Origin of the sequence: Methanocrinis sp., assembly GCF_049974945.1 — an archaeon.
GTDB lineage: Archaea > Halobacteriota > Methanosarcinia > Methanotrichales > Methanotrichaceae > Methanocrinis.
In genome coordinates this window covers 1-16,435 of record NZ_JBNGCU010000001.1, presented here as the reverse complement: position 1 = coordinate 16,435, position 16,435 = coordinate 1, and the positions used below count along the sequence as shown (strand labels likewise).

The window sequence follows — 16,435 nt, the reverse complement described above, 5'->3', positions numbered from 1 at the left end:
ATCTAATCACCCTTTAGCCTTCTGACCATCTTGACCGCGGCCTCCACGGCGCGCTTGGAGTAGTCTATGCGGCGATGCGCGTCCATCCTGGACATCTTGGGACCGGATATCCCCAGGGTGACGGGCTTGTCGAACTCCAGGGCCAGGTCCATAATCTTCCTTGAGGCCTGCTGGGCCACGATCTCGTCGTGGCCGGTCTCGCCCTGGATGACGCAACCGATCGTCACCACGGCGTCTACGTCATCGCGCCCGATAAGCTTCTTTACGGCTAGGGGCATGTCGTATACGCCGGGAACCATCAGGGCGCAGACGACCTCTGCGCCCAGAAATTCCGCATGTTCTCGTCCCAGGATCTCCATCTGGTAGGTAATATCCCGGTTGAACTCAGCGACCACAAAACCAAGTTTTATCATAGATCCAACACCGCCAAAGGGAGGCTGCTTCTTTAGCTCGGCGCATTTTGGGCTAATAAACCCATCGATCGACCCAGGGCGGAGCCGCACGGTCAAAACCCATTTATCCCTTGCCAATTATGCGAGCTGGTGGATGCCTTATGAGTTGGGTCTATCTAGATGGGAAGTTCGTTCCCGCTGAAGAGGCGGCGGTTTCGGTTTACGATCACGGGCTGTTGTACGGCGACGGGGTTTTCGAGGGGATCAGGGCCTACAACGGGAGGGTCTTCCGGCTGGAAGAGCACGTCGAGAGGCTCTACGACTCTGCCAAGGCTATCATGCTCGAGATCCCCATCACTCAGGTGGAGATGGCGGACGCGATCCTTGAGACCCTCAGGAAGAACGGCCTTTCGGACGCCTACATCCGCCCCATCGTCACCAGGGGCGTCGGCGACCTGGGGCTCGATCCTCGAAAGTGCGCAAAGCCCACCGTGATAATCATCTCTCAGGGCTGGGAGGCGATGTACGGAGACCTCTACGAGGTGGGCCTGGTCGCAGTCACCGTCACCGTTCGGAGGAACTCCTCGGCGGCGCTCCCTCCCAACATCAAGTCCCTCAACTACCTCAACAACATCCTCGCCAAGATCGAGGCCAACGTCAAGGGCGGAAACGAGGCCATCTTCCTGGACGAGGCCGGAAATGTCTCCGAGGGGAGCGGCGACAACATCTTCGTGGTCAAGGACGGGAAGATATTCACGCCTCACACCTTGAACAACCTCAAAGGCATCACCAGAAAAGCCGTCATCGAGGCAGCCCTGGCTCGCGGATACTCGGTGGAGGGCGTCCACCTCGGTATCTTCGACCTCTACACCGCCGACGAGATCTTCGTCACGGGCACCGCGGCGGAGGTCGCTCCCGTCACCAAGATCGACGGCAGGGCCGTAGGCGACGGCAAGCCGGGTCCCATCACCATGGACCTGATCGCGGGCTTCAAGGAGATGACCCAGACGACGGGAACGCCGATCTGAAGGGCATCCACTAAAATTATCAAAGAAGTATGATGACGGCCTAGCGGGGGACGATCTTGAGAAGGACGTTCCTGCGCCGGGGGCCGTCCAGCTCGACGAAGAGGACTCTCTGCCAGGTTCCCATAACCAGGCACCCCTCCTCGATCGGTATCGCCTGATTGCTACCGAGGAGGGCGGCCTGGAGGTGGGCATGGGCGTTCTCGTCGATCCTGTCGTGAAGGTAGCCCTCTCCAGGCGGCGCGAGGGAGGCCAGCCGGGCGAGGAGGTCTTGGACCAGGCCGCCCTCTGCCTCATTGATCACGATACCGGTGGTGGTGTGCAGACTGTAGACGAGGCAGATGCCGTCCTGGACACCGATCTCCTTTACGGCCTCGTTCACCTGATGGGTTATGTCTATGACCTGAGCGGGCTTTTCGGTCTTTATCTCAAGCATTATGATCACCCCAATTTCTCTCGGATGAGATCTATGGGACGTTGGGAATTTAAACCGAACGGGCGGGGATAGAACGTCTGCCTCTTAGGCCATCGATCCTTCTTTTCCGATCTCGGGGGCCGCGGCCGTGATCTCAGAAGATCCGAAAGCCCTTTACCCCCAGAGGTTGATATTCTCTCAGCGTTCTGATCATTCTGGGCTAAAGATCGAGGAGGATTAGCGACGGAGAAGACGATCCTGGTTCTGGGCGGGTACGGCGGTGCAGGCTCTGCCATATCGAGGGCGATCCTCAAAAATACCCCCGCCGATCTGATCGTGGCCGGAAGGCGCGATGAAAAAGCGAAGGCCATGGCGGAGGAGCTGAACCGTGAGTTCTCCGGCGACCGCGCATCCTGGGCCTTCGCCGACGCCTCCGACCCTCCGACCCTGGCAGAGCCCTTCGGGAGGGCCGACCTGGTCATCGCTGCGGCGACGACCACCTCCTTCGTCGAGACGACGGCGAGGGCCGCCATGGAGGCGGGTGCAGACTACCTGGATATCCACTACCCAGAGCAGGTGGTGGCGGTCCTCGAAGGCCTCGCCCCCGATATCGAGAGGGCGGGGCTCACCTTCGTGACCAGGGCGGGATTTCTCCCCGGCCTCCCTTCGGTCTTCGTCCGGAGGGCGGGGGCCTTTTTTTCTGACTACAGAAAGGCCGCCGTCTCCGTCGCCATGAGGAGCGACTTCGATCCCGGAGGCGCGGTCCTGGAGTTCGTCGAGACCTTAGGCGACTACTCCGCCGAGATCTTTAGGGGCGGCGAATGGAGGCGGGCCGGTTATCGGGACCTCCGGAAGGTCGACTTCGGCCCACCCCTGGGAGAGATGACCTGCTACCCCACGACCCTCTCGGAGATGAGGGATCTGCCGGCGAGGCAGGGGATCGAGGAGCTGGCGGCTTACGTCGCCGGGCTGAACTGGTTTGTCGACTACGTGGTGACCCCCCTCGCCTTCCTCCTCGGCGGGGTGAAGAGGGGGCTTGGGAAAAAACAGCTGGCATGGCTCATGGTCTGGGGGTCGAAGCGGTTCAAAGCGCCCGGTGAGGCGGTCGCCGTCGTCCTGGAGGCGGAAGGGGAGACGGACGGCGAAGAGCTCTCGGTCAGGATGGCGGCGAGGCACGACGACGTCTACGAGTTCACGGCGATGCCCGTCGCGGCCTTCCTAGCCCAGTATCTGGACGGAACCGCGAAGCTTCCGGGCCTCTGGATGATGGGTCATCTGGTCGACACGGCGAGGTTCGTCGAGGAGCTGGAGAGGCTGGGGGCCGAGGTCGAGGTGGAGGTCGGCTAGGTCTGAAGGCCGCAGGCGAGAGGTTGAGCGATGATGAAGTCAGACGAGAAGTTCATGAGGGCCGCCATCCTGGAGGCGAAGGAGGGGCTCGCCGAGGGCGGCGTACCCATAGGCGCGGTACTGGTGGAGGAGGGAAGTATCATAGGGAGAGGACGGAACCGGCGGGTCCAGGACTCAGATCAGCTGATGCACGCCGAGATCGACTGCCTCAGAGACGCGAGGCTCACCGGCGGCTACATGGGGACGACCCTCTACTCGACGATGATGCCCTGCTACCTCTGCGCGGGGGCCGCGGTCCAGTTCGGGATAAAGAGGGTGGTGGCCGGGGAGGCGGAGAGCGCTCCCGAGGCTAGGAAGTTCATGGAATCTCACGGGATCGAGGTCGAGAACCTGGACCTCGCCGAGTGCAAGGAGCTGCTGGCCGAGTTCATCCTGAGCTATCCTGGGCTCTGGGATCAGTTCCTCGCCGAGTGCAACCCGGAGATATTTTGACGATCTCTGGAGCAGAGGCGAGGAGATGTTCATAAAAAACCTCGAAGACCGCCCCCGGTTCGTCGCCCTGGACAGAACCGAGATCTGCGAGCTTCTCCACCCCGACCGGGAGGACGAGGTGCTCTTTTTGGGCTACAGTCTGGCCCACGCCCGGCTCGGGCCCGGCGAGGCCTCAAGACCCCATCGTCTCAAGACATCTTCGGAGGTCTACTTCATCTTGGAAGGAAGGGGCAGGATGACGATCGAGGGCGAGTCTGCAAAGGTGGGCCCTGGCATGGCGATATACATCCCGCCGGGTTCGATGCAGCATATCGAAAACCGGGGCGACGGCCCTCTTGCCTTCCTCTGCATCGTACGCCCTTCCTGGAAAAAGGAGGACGAGGTGCTGGACTGAAACCGATCTGTGGTGGCTTCTCGCTGTCGGCGGGAGCTAACCCTAGAAAATACCATTTTTGCAAGCGGCGGTTGCCTCATTGGGCAGACTCGTCGCTTTCAATTATGCCGAAGACGTTCCCCTCGGTATCCTTGCAATAAGCGAAGTATCCGTAGCCGAGTATAGTCATCTTCTCAGAGATCACCTCGCCCCCCTTCTCGACGACCTTCTCCATGTACTTCTCAAGAGAAGGAACCTCCACGGTGTTTGTGGTGCTCTCATGCGGCCTCTCCCTCATCTTGAGGGCGCCGTCTATCCCGGGACCCTCGCCGGTCTGAACCAACCAGTAGTCTACCGGCCCCCACTTCTCCACCTTCCAGCCGAATACCTCGGAATAGAACTTCACTGCACGGTCGGGCTCGTCGATGGCGATCTCAAAATGAATCACTCTGGGTATGCCAGATACTTTGTTTTTTGAGCCAGATATAGATGACGATGAGATGAGGGTCTGGAGGTGAAAAGCACTAAGATGAACGTCATTCCCACTCTTTTTCCAGGATCTCATAAAATTTCTCGCTCGCTTCCTTCTCGATCCACGGAGCATGCCCACATTTCTCGAGGAGGATGAACCTGAAGCTCCTCAGAACGGCCGAAAGGGGGAGCTCAACACCCAATGCTGGATGGGGGTCATAGTCTCCGTGTATCGCAACCACGGGGCACTTTATCTTTTCTCCCAGCTCCAGGAGCCTCCCGATCTTCCTCAATTCCGCAGCTTCTTTCCAGACGCCCTGAAATACGTCAGCACGGCAATCAACATCTTCTGATTCGGATGTCGCCGGGTCGTATGCATCGACCTTGGAGAATAGCGCTCCCATCCGCGTCATCGCTGCGTTCTTTTCTTCCGCCCTGACGTTCTCTGAGCTTTCCAGGATTTGAACGATGGACTCGACCTCAGCCCTCTCCTCCAAGCTCAGGCGGCTCAGTCTGGTCTCTGCTATTCTGGCGGCGTACTTCTCTTCAAAGGGGCCGCTTCCGACGAGGACCAGCTTTTCGACCATTGCCGGATAGCTGGCGGCAAATATGAAAGATAGCCAAGCACCCCAGGAAAAGCCTACAAGCGTTGCAGGAAGATCTCCCTCCTTCTCCAGAACCGCCTTCAGCTCTTCGACCTGTCCATGAACCGAGGTCGCCGTCTGGAGCGGCTCCAGGACTCCCCTTCTTTTTGAGAGCCTCCGCGCCACCCGAGCCATCTCTCCCCGAGCTCCCGGACCGCCGTGGACGACGACTACGTTGAAGGGCGGCTTTCCATATGCTCTGAGATCGTCCATTTCGAGCCTCCCCCATCCTCGCTTAACACTCACTGCGCGCCTTCTTGATCTGACAATCGCTTTAGTATGCTCCTCGCCGCCAAGATCCCCGTGGAGAAGGCGGCCTGGAGGTTGTAGCCGCCGGTGTCACCATCCACGTCCAGAACCTCTCCTGCGAAGTAAAGACCATCGACGAGCTTCGACTCCATCGTCTTCGAGTCGACTTCCTTCAAGCTCACGCCGCCCCTGGTGACCATGGCCGAATCAAAGCCGCCGAGCTCCTCCACCACCAGTGGAAAGCCGGAAAGACGGTCGACAAGGCCGATCCTCATCTCTCTCGTCATCGAGGCGCATTTAAGGTCTTGAGGAATCTCCACGATCTCAAGGACCCTCGCCGCGAGCCTGGCGGGAAGGCCCAGGTCCGCCAATACCGACCTCAGATTTCGAGCGCCGTCCTTTTGGGACCTATCTCGAAGCCACTGCTCCAGATCCTCCCTATTCTTGTCCCCTACAAATGATACCCTCAGGACGTCCCCGGCCCGAATGCTCCTGGATAGGTCGAGGATCCCTGGGCCACTGAGTCCCTGGTGGGTGAAGAGGACGTCTCCGTTCTGCTCCTTCACCTTCTTGCCCCTGAAGATCGAGATACTCGCGCTCGTAAGGGAGATCCCGGCGAGCTTCGAGAAGGGGTAATCTTTTATGCGGACCGGGGTGAGGGCGGGCCCGATCTCGGCGATGGAATGGCCCAGGCTTCTGGCGAAGCTGTAGCCGTCGCCGGTGGAGCCGGTGGCGGGATAGGAGCGCCCTCCACAGGCTATGACCAGAAGCCGGGATCGATGCCTCTCATCTCCACAGGCCACCAGAAACCTCCCGCCACCTTCGACTTCTCCTTCTCCCAACTTCTCGACCGACGTCACCGTTTTGCCGCCCTTGATATCGACCTTCTGAGCCTCGCACTCCTCGACGAGAACCTCCAGGACGTCCCTTGACCTCTGGGTCTCGGGGAAGAGCTTGCCGCCCTCCATTCTGATCATGGGAAGGCCCCTATCCTCGAAGAAGGCGACCAGGTCGCGGTTTGTAAAGCCCAGCAGGGCGGGGCGGAGGAAACGGCCGGCATCTCCGTAGTGGTCAAGGAATGATCTGATCTCCCCGTCATGGGTTATGTTGCAGCGGCCCGAGCCCGAGACGAGGAGCTTTCGGCCGGGGGATCTCTTCTTCTCCAGGACGAGAACCTTTACGCCATCGCCGGAGGCGCTCGCGGCGCAGAAGAGGCCGGCGGGACCCGCTCCGATGACGATGAGGTCGAGGAGTTCAGTGGCCCCTCCACGTCTTCTTTCATCTGATATCTGGCCCCCTCCCTGGTCGCATTTTGGGGACGGTTTAATCGACTTCTTCACCTGGATCTCTCAGCCATTACCATCCCGGATGGATGAAAAACCTTCCGTGAAGGCTTAGGTATGGTTCTGGCAAGAGCAAGCTTCGTCTTTTGTAGTCAGTCCCAAGTTAGTCTTTTGTAGTTTGGAAACCCACTGGCCTGAAGCGGAGGAGTATGAGAGATGTCTGCCAGGGTGAGCAAGTTCGAGCGAAGCGTCGTGGACGCGTTCAAGGGGTCGGTGGATGACTTCCGCAATGGAAAGATAAAGAGCGAGGACGATCTTCTGGCCTCCCTTTACCACCACCTGCGGGCTCATACAGATAAAAACAAGATCATGACCATGCTGATCAACCATCCCCTGGGCGACGCCAAACCGGCCATCTCCATCTTCAAGGGTGAGGAGTGCTTGGTGGTGATCGAGCCGTTGACCATCACCAGAGTCGGTGACGAGATCAAGCCTTACGACCGGTCGAGGATAAAGAGCAGCATGGAGAAGCTGAAGCTCTGCGCCCCCTCCTCTGAGAGGGGCTTTCTGATCCACATCGACGAGAGGGACCCGGGGTTCGATGACGGCTTTGCGGAGTGGAAGGAGGACTACTACAGAAACCTCTGGCACGAGCTCGAAGAGGATAAGACCTACATCTTCGAGGTGAAGAAGGGGCGGACGAACAAGAGGAGAGTCTAAAATTTCGAGCTTCGAGCATGAACGAGCTTCACATCTCCCGGATCGCTGCTGAGCTCGGCCTGAAGGAAGGCCAGGTCAGGGCTGCGGCGAAGCTCCTCTCCGAGGGCAAGACCATCCCCTTCATCGCCCGGTACAGAAAGGAGGCGACGGGCGGCCTTGACGAGGTGGCCATCGCCTCCGTCCGGGACCTGGCCGAGAAATACGTCGAGCTGGACCGGAGGCGTGCCTCCATCCTGAGGTCTCTTGAAGAGAGGGGAGTGCTCACCTGCGACCTCGAGAAGAGGATCCTGGCCGCGGAGACGCTTCCCGTCCTGGAGGACCTCTACCTACCCTTCAGGCCCAAGCGGAGGACCCGGGCCTCCGTCGCCCGGGAGAAGGGGCTGCTGCCATTGGCGGAGCTGATCTTCGAGCAGGGCAAGATCGATCCCCGGGCCGAGGCGGCTCGCTTTGTCGATCCGGAGAGGGGGGTCTCTTCGATCGAGGATGCCCTGGCCGGTGCCCGGGACATCATCGCCGAGAGGGTCAATGAGGACCCGGAGGCGAGGTCGAAGATGCGCGACCTATTCCTCTCCCGGGGGGTATTGCGGTCGAAGGCCTCCGGAGAGCTGGAGGGGGAGGGCGCGAAGTACCGGGATTACGCCGACCGGTCTGAGCCCCTCGCCAGGGTGCCGTCCCACAGGGCGATGGCCATGATGAGGGGCAAAAAAGAGGGCTTTCTGATCCTGCACGTCGAGCCGCCCATGGAGGGGGCATCAGCGATCTTGGAGGCGCTCTTCCTCAGGAGGAGGGGGAAGGGCCCCGCCTCTTCCGCCTGCGAGGAGGTCGGGCTCGCGGTCGAAGACGGCTACAGGAGGCTCCTTCTCCCTTCCATGGAGAGGGAGAGCCTCTCCATCCTGGGGGAGCGGGCCGAGGAGAGGGCGATGGAGGTCTTCGCGAGAAACCTCCGAGAGCTCCTCCTGGAGCCGCCCCTGGGAGAGAGGACGGTCCTGGCCGTAGATCCGGGGTTTAGGACCGGCTGCAAGGTGGTGGTCCTCGACCGGCAGGGGTCCCTGATCGCAAAGGACGTCATATACCCCCACCCGCCCCAAAAAGAGGGCCGGAAGGCGGCCGATAAGATCGCAGAGCTCTGCAGAAAGTTCGGGGTGGAGTTCATCGCCGTCGGAAATGGGACCGCCGGGAGGGAGACCGAGCAGTTTCTAAAAGAGCTGAAGCTCCCCGGCAATCTTCCCATCGTGATGGTGAACGAGGCCGGAGCCTCCGTCTACTCGGCCTCCAAATGCGCAAGAGACGAGTTTCCCCACCAGGACGCCACGGTCAGAAGCGCCGTCTCCATCGGCAGAAGGCTCATGGACCCTCTGGCGGAGCTGGTCAAGATCGATCCGAAATCGATAGGCGTGGGCCAGTACCAGCACGACGTCAACCAGACGGCCCTGAAGAGGAAGCTCGATGACGTGGTGGAGGCCTGCGTCAACGCGGTGGGGGTCGACCTGAACACCGCGAGCAGAGAGCTTTTGTCCCGGGTATCGGGGCTCGGGCCGAGGCTGGCGGGATCGATCGTCCGTTATAGAGAAGAGCACGGACCCTTCAGGTCGAGGGAGGAGCTCCTGAAGGTCCCCGGCCTCGGCCCGAGGGCCTTCGAGCAGGCTGCGGGCTTTCTTCGGATAAGAGGCGGAGAAAATTCTCTGGACAGCTCCGCGGTCCATCCCGAGAGCTACGGGATCGTGGAGGCGATGGCGGAAGACCTGGGAGTCTCCGTCGGAGAGCTGATGGAAGACCCCGCCCTCCAAGGAAAGATCGACCCCGGAAAGTACGTCTCCGAGAGGGCGAATCTTCCCACCATCGAGGAGATCCTGGAGGAGATCTCCAAGCCCGGCCGGGACCCTCGCCGGGAGTTTGAGCTCTTCAGCTTCATCCCGGGCGTTGCGAGGATGGAGGACCTCCGGCCCGGGATGAGGCTCTCGGGGACGGTGACCAACGTGGCCGCCTTCGGCGCCTTCGTCGACGTCGGCGTCCACCAGGACGGCCTGGTCCACATCAGCCAGCTCGCCGACCGGTTCGTCAGGGACCCGGCTGAGGTGGTTCGGGCCCACCAGAAGGTGAAGGTCACCGTCCTGGAGGTGGACCTGGACCGAGAGAGGATATCCCTCTCCATGAGGGAGAACCCCGAGATCGAGAGAGCCGATATAACCATAAGGAATAAAGAAGGTCTCAGATCCTGGCCACAACCTCGATCTGCCTCGCCTCCCTGATCGCGGCCTTCATCCCTCTGATCAGCTCTTCCAGCCCCGCCAGGTCGCCTCTCGATATCAGATCGACGCAGGCGGACCCGACGATGGCGGCGTCGGCCCCGGCCCGGATCACCTCCGCCGCCTGCTCCGGCGTCGATATCCCGAAGCCCACGGCCTTGGGCAGGTCGGTCTTGACTCTCTCGATCAGGGCCTTCGTCGACTCCTGGACCTCGGCCCTCGCTCCGGTCACCCCCGATCTCGCCACCAGGTAGAGGAAGCCGCTGGAGCTCTCGGCTATGAGGGGTATCCTCTCTGCGGGGGTGTTGGGGGCGACGAGGTATATCAGGTCCACATCGGCCCGCTCGCAGGCCTCCCTCAGGGGGCCCGCCTCCTCCGGCGGGAGGTCGGGGACGATGAGGCCCGTTATGCCGCTTTTGGCGCAGTCGGTGGCGAACTTCTCGAGCCCTCGCTGATAGATCATGTTGTAGTAGCCCATGAAGACCAGGGGCAGGTCGGCTTTGATCCGAGAGGCCATCTCGAAGTAGAGGTCGGTGTCCATCCCGGCCTCGATCGCCCTCTGGGCCGCGGCCTGGATGACCGGCCCGTCGGCTATGGGGTCGGAGTGAGGCAGGCCGAGCTCCACGACGTCGGCCCCCGCCCTCGCCAGAAGCTCTGCCATCTCCACTGTCGCCTCGGGGTTCGGGTCACCGGCGCAGATGTAGGCGATGAGAAGCGGCCTTCTCTCAAAGGCCTCGGACAGCTTCATCTCCCCGCCCCCCTCTCAAACTCCATAACCGTCGCCAGATCCTTGTCGCCCCTCCCCGAGAGGTTGATTATGGCGAGCTCTCCCAGGGCCTCGGGTTTTTTGAGGGCGTAGCCGATGGCATGGGACGACTCCAGGGCAGGGATGATCCCCTCCAGGACCGAGAGCCGCCTGAACCCCTCCAGGGCGGTTTTGTCGTCGGCGATGGCGGGGCTGACCCGGCCGACCTCGACCAGGTGGGCGAGCTCCGGCCCAACCCCGGGATAGTCGAGGCCTGCGGCCACGGAGTAGGACTCCAGGATCTGGCCGTGGGGGTCCTGGAGTATCTTGGTCAGGGCCCCGTGGAGGACCCCCTCTTGGCCGAAGTTGAGACAGGCCCCGTGGTCTGCGATCTTCTCGCCGGAGGAGATTCCCCTCCCTCCCGCCTCGACGGCGACGAGCTTCACCTCGTCGTTCAGAAAGCCCGAGAAGATCCCCATGGCGTTGGACCCGCCTCCGACGCAGGCCGCGACGGAGTCGGGCAGTCTTCCTTCCGCTGCCAGGATCTGATCTCTCGCCTCGGTCCCGATGACGCTCTGAAGCTCTCTCACCATCAGGGGGTAGGGGTGGGCTCCGGCCACCGTCCCCATCAGGTAGTGGGTCTCCTCGTAGCTTCCCGCCCAGTCCCTCATCGCCTCGTTGATGGCGTCCTTGAGGGTCCTCGACCCCGACCTCACCGGGATCACCTTCGCGCCCAAGAGCTCCATCCGGTAGACGTTCATCTTCTGCCGCTCGATGTCCACCTCGCCCATGTAGATCTCGGTCTCCAGGCCCAGGTTCGCCCCAACCATCGCCGCGGCGACGCCGTGCTGCCCCGCCCCGGTCTCTGCGATCAGCCTGGTCTTTCCCATCTCCCTCGCCACCAGTCCCTGTCCCAGGACGTTGTTCAGCTTGTGGGCCCCTCCGTGGACCAGATCCTCCCTCTTCAGATAGACCTTTAGGCCCAGCTCCCGGGAGAGGGACCGCGCTAGGTAGAGGGGGGTAGGCCTCCCTGCGTAGTCTGCGAGAAGGCCGGAGAGCTCCCGCCTGAACTCCGGATCCTCTTTGAGGCGGCTGTAGGCCTCGGCCAGCTCCTTCAAGGGCTGCATCAGGGTCTCGGGGACGAACTGGCCGCCGTACCTCCCGAATCTCGTATCTGACCTTGCTGTGATCTTCATCAAATATCATCCGCTCCAAGTGAATCTACGATTTTTAGCATAATTCGGATTCTCCAGCCCGCTTTCAGGGACGGACCATCCCGTTGAGGGCCGAAAGGAGCTCTGGCTCCTTCATCAAAGAGGTTCCGACGAGGAGGGCGTCGGCCCCGGCCTCCTCCATCCTCAGGACGTCCTCTCGGGAATTTATGCCGCTTTCGGCCACCACAAAGAGGCCCGAGTCCTTGGCCTGCGGCCCCAGCCGCTCGAATGTCTCCAGGTCCACCTCCAGGGTGGCGAGGTTCCTGTTGTTTATGCCCACCATCCGAGCGTCGGTTTTGAGGGCGGCCAAAAGCTCCTCCTCGGTATGGACCTCCACCAGGGGCTCCATATTCCTGGAGAGGGCCGCCTCCACCAGGCCGTCCAGGGGCTTGGAGAAGGCGGCGATGAGGAGGACCAGGTCTGATTCGACCTCGTCGAGCTGCCTCTCGTCCAGGATGAAATCCTTTCTGAGGATGGGAAGGCCGGCCGCCCTCCTCGCCGTCCGAGCGTTCTCCGGGGACCCCAAAAAGTAGGTCGGCTGGGTGAGGACAGAGATGGCGCAGGCCCAGTCATCCTCGTAATTTCTGGAGATCGAGGCCACCTCCCGGGGGGTGAGGGCTCGATTCAGGATCCGAGGCTTGATCTCGGCTATGATGGGGGTTATCCCCCTGGAACGGAGGGTCCCGGCCTGGGCCGCCAGGTCCCGAGGATCGGCGACCTGGACGCGGCTCTTCTGGTCGGCCTTTGGGAGATCTGCCAGCCTCGCCTCCGTCTCTCTCAGGATCTCCCTGACGACTTCTGAGGTCACAGGTCCAGCCCCTCCAGCCAGTTGGAGATCAGCCTCTTTCCCTGGGGCGTCAGGACCGACTCGGGGTGGAACTGGACCCCTTCCAGGGGAAGGCTTCTATGCCTCACCCCCATCACCACCCCCTCGGCGGTGAGGGCCGAGATCCCCAGGGGTGAAGCGAGCTTCTCCACGGCCAGGGAGTGGTAGCGACCTCCCTTCAGGGGGTTATCAAGCCCCCGGAATATACCCCGGCCGTCGTGGAAGATCGCAGAGGCCTTGCCGTGGACCGGGGTCGTCCTGTTGATCGTACCCCCGTAGGCGAGGTTGATCGCCTGGTGGCCGAGGCAGACCCCCAGGATCGGCGTCCCCTCAAACCGCCTCATGATCTCGATGCAGCTGCCGATATCCCTCTTGTTTGCTGGATGGCCCGGCCCCGGCGAGATCACGATTCCCAGGGGGTCGATCTCCCTCACCCGAGAGGGCTCGATCCGGTTGGCCACCACCTCTGTCTGGGGATGGAACTGGGATACGTAGTCGACCAGGTTCCAGACGAAGGAGTCCTGGTTGTCGATGAAGAGGATCGTCTTTCCCCTCACAGCTCCACCCCCAGGGCCCGCTTCATGGCAGCCATCTTCCGCTCCGTCTCCAGAAACTCCCGATGGGGGTCGGAGTCGGCGACGATCCCCGCCCCCGCCTGGACGAGGGCCAGATCGCCCTCGATGATCACGCTTCTTATGGCGATGGCGAAGTCGGCGGAGCCGTCGGCGGAGAAGTAGCCGACACCGCCGCCGTAGATCCCTCTCGCCGTCCCCTCCAGGTCGTCGATGATCTCCATGGCCCGGATCTTGGGGGCTCCAGAGAGGGTTCCCGCCGGAAATATGGCCCTCGCCGCATCGAACGAATCACACTCGTCCCGGAGGGTCCCCCGGACCGTCGTCTCGATGTGCTGGACGTGAGAGTACCGCAGGACTGACATGAAATCCTCCACCCGGATCGAACCCGCCTTCGATACTGACCGGACATCGTTTCTCCCCAGGTCGACGAGCATAACGTGCTCTGCCCTCTCCTTCTCGTCCTCCAGCATCCTCGCGGCGAGGAGGTCGTCCTCCTCGGGACTTCCTCCCCGGGGACAGGTCCCGGCGATGGGGTTAGTCGTGACCTGTCGATCGCGAAGGCTGAAGAGGGTCTCCGGAGACGCCCCCACCAGGGCGTGGTCTCCGAACTCGAAGATGTAGGTATAGGGGCTGGGGTTGATCTCCCTCAGCCTCCGATAGAGGAGGACGGGGTCGGGGTTTCCGAGCAAGACCCTCGTCCTTCTGGACAATACCACCTGGAATATGTCGCCGTCGAGGATGTGCTCTTTTGCCTCTAGTACCGCCTCCTCGAAGGGCCCGGCGGGATCGGACTCGACGGATATCGGCCGGAGATCTCCCGCCTCCGGCTCCTTCATTTCGATGTCTCTGAGCCGGTCTGTCGCCTCCGCGGCGATCCCGTCCGGATCGGCCTCGGGGACCAGGGGCGCCACCGCGAGACAGACTTTTCCCGTGAGGTGGTCGAAGATGAAGCTCCTCTCGAATATCCCGAACTTCGCGTCGGGCTTAGGGGAGGCCGAGGGCCTCTTGATCCTCTCGCCCACCAGGTCGTAGGCGAGGTAGCCGATCCCACCCCCCAGGAAGGCCTGCCTTCCAAACCTGGAGGGTCCGGAGCTTGCGGGCAGGGCCGACCGGAGGAGGTCGAAGAGGTCCATGCCGTCTCTGATCTCGCCGGCGAAAAGGGACCTGTCGCCGGCATCTTCGATCACCGCGGAAGAGGCGAGCCTCCTCTCCATCAGATCTTCAAGCCCCCTTCCGCAGTCGAGGATCTCAAGATCAAAGCGCCTCTCCTTCACGGTCACCACGGCTGCGGGGCTTGATCCTACGAAGGAGAACCGCGCCCTCTGCCCCGACTTCTCCACCGACTCCAGGAGGAAGGGGTACCTCTCCTGCCGCAGGGCGCAGTAGAGGCTCAGGGGGGCCCCGGGGTCGACGAGATCCGATACATCGAAGAGCCTGGGGAGAGGTCCCGTCTTCGGCCCATCCGAGAAGCTATCGGGGAAATAGTCTACTCTTGCGGGCAACTCTTCACCACCTCCAGGAAGGCCTCGATCTTTCTTGGGTCCTTCTTCCCGTCGGTCTCGACGCCGGAGGATACGTCCACCGCGTAGGGACGGACTGCGCCTATGGCCTCGGCCACGTTCTCCGGGTTCAGCCCTCCCGCCAGGATCACCGGAAGGCCTACCTTTCTCACCAGATCTGCGCTCAGGTTCCAGTCGTGGACGGTGCCGGTCCCGCCGAGCTTTCCACCCTCGAGGCTGTCGACGAGGAGGGCGTCGGCGACTTCTCCCATCTGAAGGGCGCGATCCAACAGGCCCGGCTCTGCCGGGACCGTTGCCACCAGCCTCTGAGGCACCATCTTCTTGAGGACCAAGAGATCCTCAAATCCAAGCGAATCGTTGACCTGGATCACGTCGGCGTTGATCTCCAGGGCGAGGTTCGACGCCTCTGCGACCGACTCGGGCTCCACCACGATGACGCTGGAGACGAAGGGGGGAAGCCCCTCGATCAGGCCTCTGGCCTCCTCCCGCCCTATGCACCTCTTCGACCGGGGGATCTCCACCACGAAGCCCACGGCGTCGGCGCCCGCGGCGACGGCGAGGTCCCGGGCGCAGGCGTCCTTTAGGCCGCAGATCTTGGCCCTGGTCACAGAAACCTCTCCAGCTTCTGGGGGCTGCCGCCGGAGCGGACCATCCTCTTCAGAGTCTCCAGGGACCTTCCAGAGTCGATCGCCTCCTCTGCCATCTTCGCGCCATCAAATAGGGTATCGGCGATCCCGGAGACGTAGAGGGCGGCTCCGGAGTTCATGGCCACGATATCCCTTCCCGGATTTTTTGCTCCGGAGAGGATCTCCACGAGCTTTCTCGCGTTCTCCTCGGGGCTTCCTCCCCTGATCTCCTCCAGGGCTGCCCGGGCGTAGCCGAAGTCCTGGGGGACTACGGTGTAGCTTCTCAAGCCCCCGCCGTTCAGCTCCGAGATCGCGGTCGGGCCAGTGTTCGTGATCTCGTCGAGCCCAGACCCGTGGACGACCATCGCCCTCTCCGCCCCCAGGATCTGGAGGGAGGCGGCGAGCCTCTCGCAGAGGTTTGGGTCGTAGACACCCATCACCTGGAACCTCGCTCCCGCCGGGTTGGTGAGGGGGCCGAGGATGTTGAAGACCGTCCTCATGGCGAGCTCTCTTCTGATGAAAGCGACCCGCTTCATGGAGGGGTGGAAGAGGGGGGCGAGCAGAAAGCCGATCCCCAGGGTCTCGATCCTCTCGCAGACCCTCTCGGGCGGGAGGGCGACCTCGACGCCCAGCTCGGAGAGGACGTTGGCGCTTCCGCAGTCGGAGCTGACGGCGTAGTTTCCGTGCTTCGCCACGAAGGCGCCGCAGGATGCGGCGACGATCGCCGCGGCGGTGCTGACGTTGATGGTGTTCGTCCCGTCGCCGCCGGTGCCGCAGGTGTCGACGAGGGGTCCTGAGACCCGGGGGCTGATCCGGATCGCTGAGGACCTCATGGCTCTGGCGAGCCCCGCGATCTCCGAGGCCGACTCGCCCTTCGTCTTGAGGGCGATCAGGAGCGCCCCTATCTGGGCGTCGGTCGCCCCTTTGAAGATCTCGCCGAGGAGGGCCTCCGCCTCAGAGACGGATAGGTCCCTCCCCTCCACGATCTGTTGGAGATATCTCATATGATCACCATAATGTATGATTCTGTACTATAATGTCTAAATATCGACGTTATATATAAAGGTTGTGCATTGTGCATCGAGCATTGAAGATCGGGCATCGGGCTCCTCCTGGGATCGATGATCTCGGAAGCTGCCCGACCCGTGGAAAGTGAGGACCAGTACCAAGGACCGCCGAGGGACTGAATAAGTCAAGCTGCGGCGGAGCACCCCGCAGCTTGCTGCAGGGCGTTTGAGGCGGTTTTGCCCTACCCACTCGCTTTTTGGGTGA

General features: G+C 62.0%; 18 protein-coding genes. 6 read left to right on the top strand and 12 right to left on the bottom strand.

Features of this window, described 5'->3' with window-relative positions; all coding sequences use genetic code 11:
• Positions 1-2 precede the first annotated feature (2 nt).
• Positions 3-413 carry a 6,7-dimethyl-8-ribityllumazine synthase gene (gene ribH, locus ACP5EL_RS00090; RefSeq protein ID WP_428400386.1) on the bottom strand — a complete coding sequence of 137 codons (411 nt, stop codon included), beginning with the start codon at positions 411-413 and terminating at the stop codon, positions 3-5.
• Positions 414-553: 140 nt separating this feature from the next.
• Here ribH and ilvE point away from each other — a divergent pair, with 140 nt between their 5' ends.
• Positions 554-1,420 (top strand): branched-chain-amino-acid transaminase, encoded by an 867-nt coding sequence (ilvE, locus tag ACP5EL_RS00085; protein WP_428400385.1) that lies wholly within the window; start codon positions 554-556, stop codon positions 1,418-1,420.
• A gap of 40 nt (positions 1,421-1,460) precedes the next feature.
• Here ilvE and ACP5EL_RS00080 read toward each other — a convergent pair whose 3' ends face one another.
• Entirely contained in the window at positions 1,461-1,853 is a 393-nt protein-coding gene (locus ACP5EL_RS00080) for a secondary thiamine-phosphate synthase enzyme YjbQ (protein WP_428400384.1), read from the bottom strand.
• Positions 1,854-2,087: 234 nt separating this feature from the next.
• On the opposite strand from ACP5EL_RS00080, the gene ACP5EL_RS00075 reads away from it, so the two are divergent.
• From ACP5EL_RS00075 to ACP5EL_RS00065, 3 genes are read left to right on the top strand one after another with little or no spacing between them, the layout of a single operon-like run.
• Positions 2,088-3,179: a saccharopine dehydrogenase family protein gene (locus tag ACP5EL_RS00075; RefSeq protein ID WP_428400421.1), complete on the top strand. Its 1,092-nt coding sequence runs from the start codon at positions 2,088-2,090 to the stop codon at positions 3,177-3,179.
• 30 nt (positions 3,180-3,209) lie between these two features.
• Positions 3,210-3,671 (top strand): nucleoside deaminase, encoded by a 462-nt coding sequence (locus ACP5EL_RS00070; protein WP_428400383.1) that lies wholly within the window; start codon positions 3,210-3,212, stop codon positions 3,669-3,671.
• A gap of 25 nt (positions 3,672-3,696) precedes the next feature.
• Positions 3,697-4,065, top strand: a complete 369-nt coding sequence (locus ACP5EL_RS00065; RefSeq protein ID WP_428400382.1) for a cupin domain-containing protein — start codon at positions 3,697-3,699, stop codon at positions 4,063-4,065.
• 76 nt (positions 4,066-4,141) lie between these two features.
• Here the strand turns inward: ACP5EL_RS00065 and ACP5EL_RS00060 are convergent, their stop codons facing one another.
• The 3 genes from ACP5EL_RS00060 to ACP5EL_RS00050 all read right to left on the bottom strand — a co-directional run bounded on the left by ACP5EL_RS00060 (position 4,142) and on the right by ACP5EL_RS00050 (position 6,748).
• Entirely contained in the window at positions 4,142-4,492 is a 351-nt protein-coding gene (locus tag ACP5EL_RS00060; protein WP_428400380.1) for a VOC family protein, read from the bottom strand.
• 88 nt (positions 4,493-4,580) lie between these two features.
• A complete protein-coding gene (locus tag ACP5EL_RS00055; protein ID WP_428400379.1) occupies positions 4,581-5,372 on the bottom strand; it encodes an alpha/beta fold hydrolase in 792 nt (263 codons plus the stop codon).
• A gap of 29 nt (positions 5,373-5,401) precedes the next feature.
• Positions 5,402-6,748: an aminoacetone oxidase family FAD-binding enzyme gene (locus tag ACP5EL_RS00050; RefSeq protein WP_428400378.1), complete on the bottom strand. Its 1,347-nt coding sequence runs from the start codon at positions 6,746-6,748 to the stop codon at positions 5,402-5,404.
• A 159-nt stretch (positions 6,749-6,907) separates the two neighbouring features.
• Here ACP5EL_RS00050 and ACP5EL_RS00045 point away from each other — a divergent pair, with 159 nt between their 5' ends.
• Both ACP5EL_RS00045 and ACP5EL_RS00040 read left to right on the top strand, forming a co-directional pair.
• Positions 6,908-7,411, top strand: a complete 504-nt coding sequence (locus ACP5EL_RS00045; RefSeq protein ID WP_428400377.1) for a hypothetical protein — start codon at positions 6,908-6,910, stop codon at positions 7,409-7,411.
• Positions 7,412-7,428: 17 nt separating this feature from the next.
• Positions 7,429-9,660, top strand: coding sequence for a Tex family protein (locus ACP5EL_RS00040; RefSeq protein ID WP_428400376.1), 2,232 nt, complete (start codon positions 7,429-7,431; stop codon positions 9,658-9,660).
• On the opposite strand, the gene trpA is transcribed toward ACP5EL_RS00040, so the two are convergent.
• From trpA to trpD, 7 genes are all read right to left on the bottom strand, one after another.
• Positions 9,620-10,405: a tryptophan synthase subunit alpha gene (gene trpA / locus ACP5EL_RS00035; RefSeq protein WP_428400375.1), complete on the bottom strand. Its 786-nt coding sequence runs from the start codon at positions 10,403-10,405 to the stop codon at positions 9,620-9,622. The genes ACP5EL_RS00040 and trpA overlap by 41 nt on opposite strands.
• The gene (trpB, locus tag ACP5EL_RS00030; RefSeq protein ID WP_428400373.1) at positions 10,402-11,598 is read right to left on the bottom strand and encodes a tryptophan synthase subunit beta; all 1,197 of its coding nucleotides are present in this window, start codon (positions 11,596-11,598) and stop codon (positions 10,402-10,404) included. Before trpB ends, trpA begins: the two co-directional genes overlap by 4 nt.
• 64 nt (positions 11,599-11,662) lie before the next feature.
• The gene (locus tag ACP5EL_RS00025) at positions 11,663-12,424 is read right to left on the bottom strand and encodes an indole-3-glycerol-phosphate synthase (protein ID WP_428400372.1); all 762 of its coding nucleotides are present in this window, start codon (positions 12,422-12,424) and stop codon (positions 11,663-11,665) included.
• The gene (locus tag ACP5EL_RS00020; protein WP_428400371.1) at positions 12,421-12,999 is read right to left on the bottom strand and encodes an anthranilate synthase component II; all 579 of its coding nucleotides are present in this window, start codon (positions 12,997-12,999) and stop codon (positions 12,421-12,423) included. Before ACP5EL_RS00020 ends, ACP5EL_RS00025 begins: the two co-directional genes overlap by 4 nt.
• Positions 12,996-14,519: an anthranilate synthase component I gene (gene trpE, locus ACP5EL_RS00015; RefSeq protein WP_428400370.1), complete on the bottom strand. Its 1,524-nt coding sequence runs from the start codon at positions 14,517-14,519 to the stop codon at positions 12,996-12,998. Before trpE ends, ACP5EL_RS00020 begins: the two co-directional genes overlap by 4 nt.
• Positions 14,504-15,145 (bottom strand): phosphoribosylanthranilate isomerase, encoded by a 642-nt coding sequence (locus tag ACP5EL_RS00010; RefSeq protein ID WP_428400369.1) that lies wholly within the window; start codon positions 15,143-15,145, stop codon positions 14,504-14,506. The genes trpE and ACP5EL_RS00010 overlap by 16 nt, the downstream gene beginning before the upstream one ends.
• Positions 15,142-16,167 (bottom strand): anthranilate phosphoribosyltransferase, encoded by a 1,026-nt coding sequence (gene trpD / locus ACP5EL_RS00005; protein ID WP_428400368.1) that lies wholly within the window; start codon positions 16,165-16,167, stop codon positions 15,142-15,144. The genes ACP5EL_RS00010 and trpD overlap by 4 nt, the downstream gene beginning before the upstream one ends.
• Between the last annotated feature and the right edge of the window lie 268 nt (positions 16,168-16,435).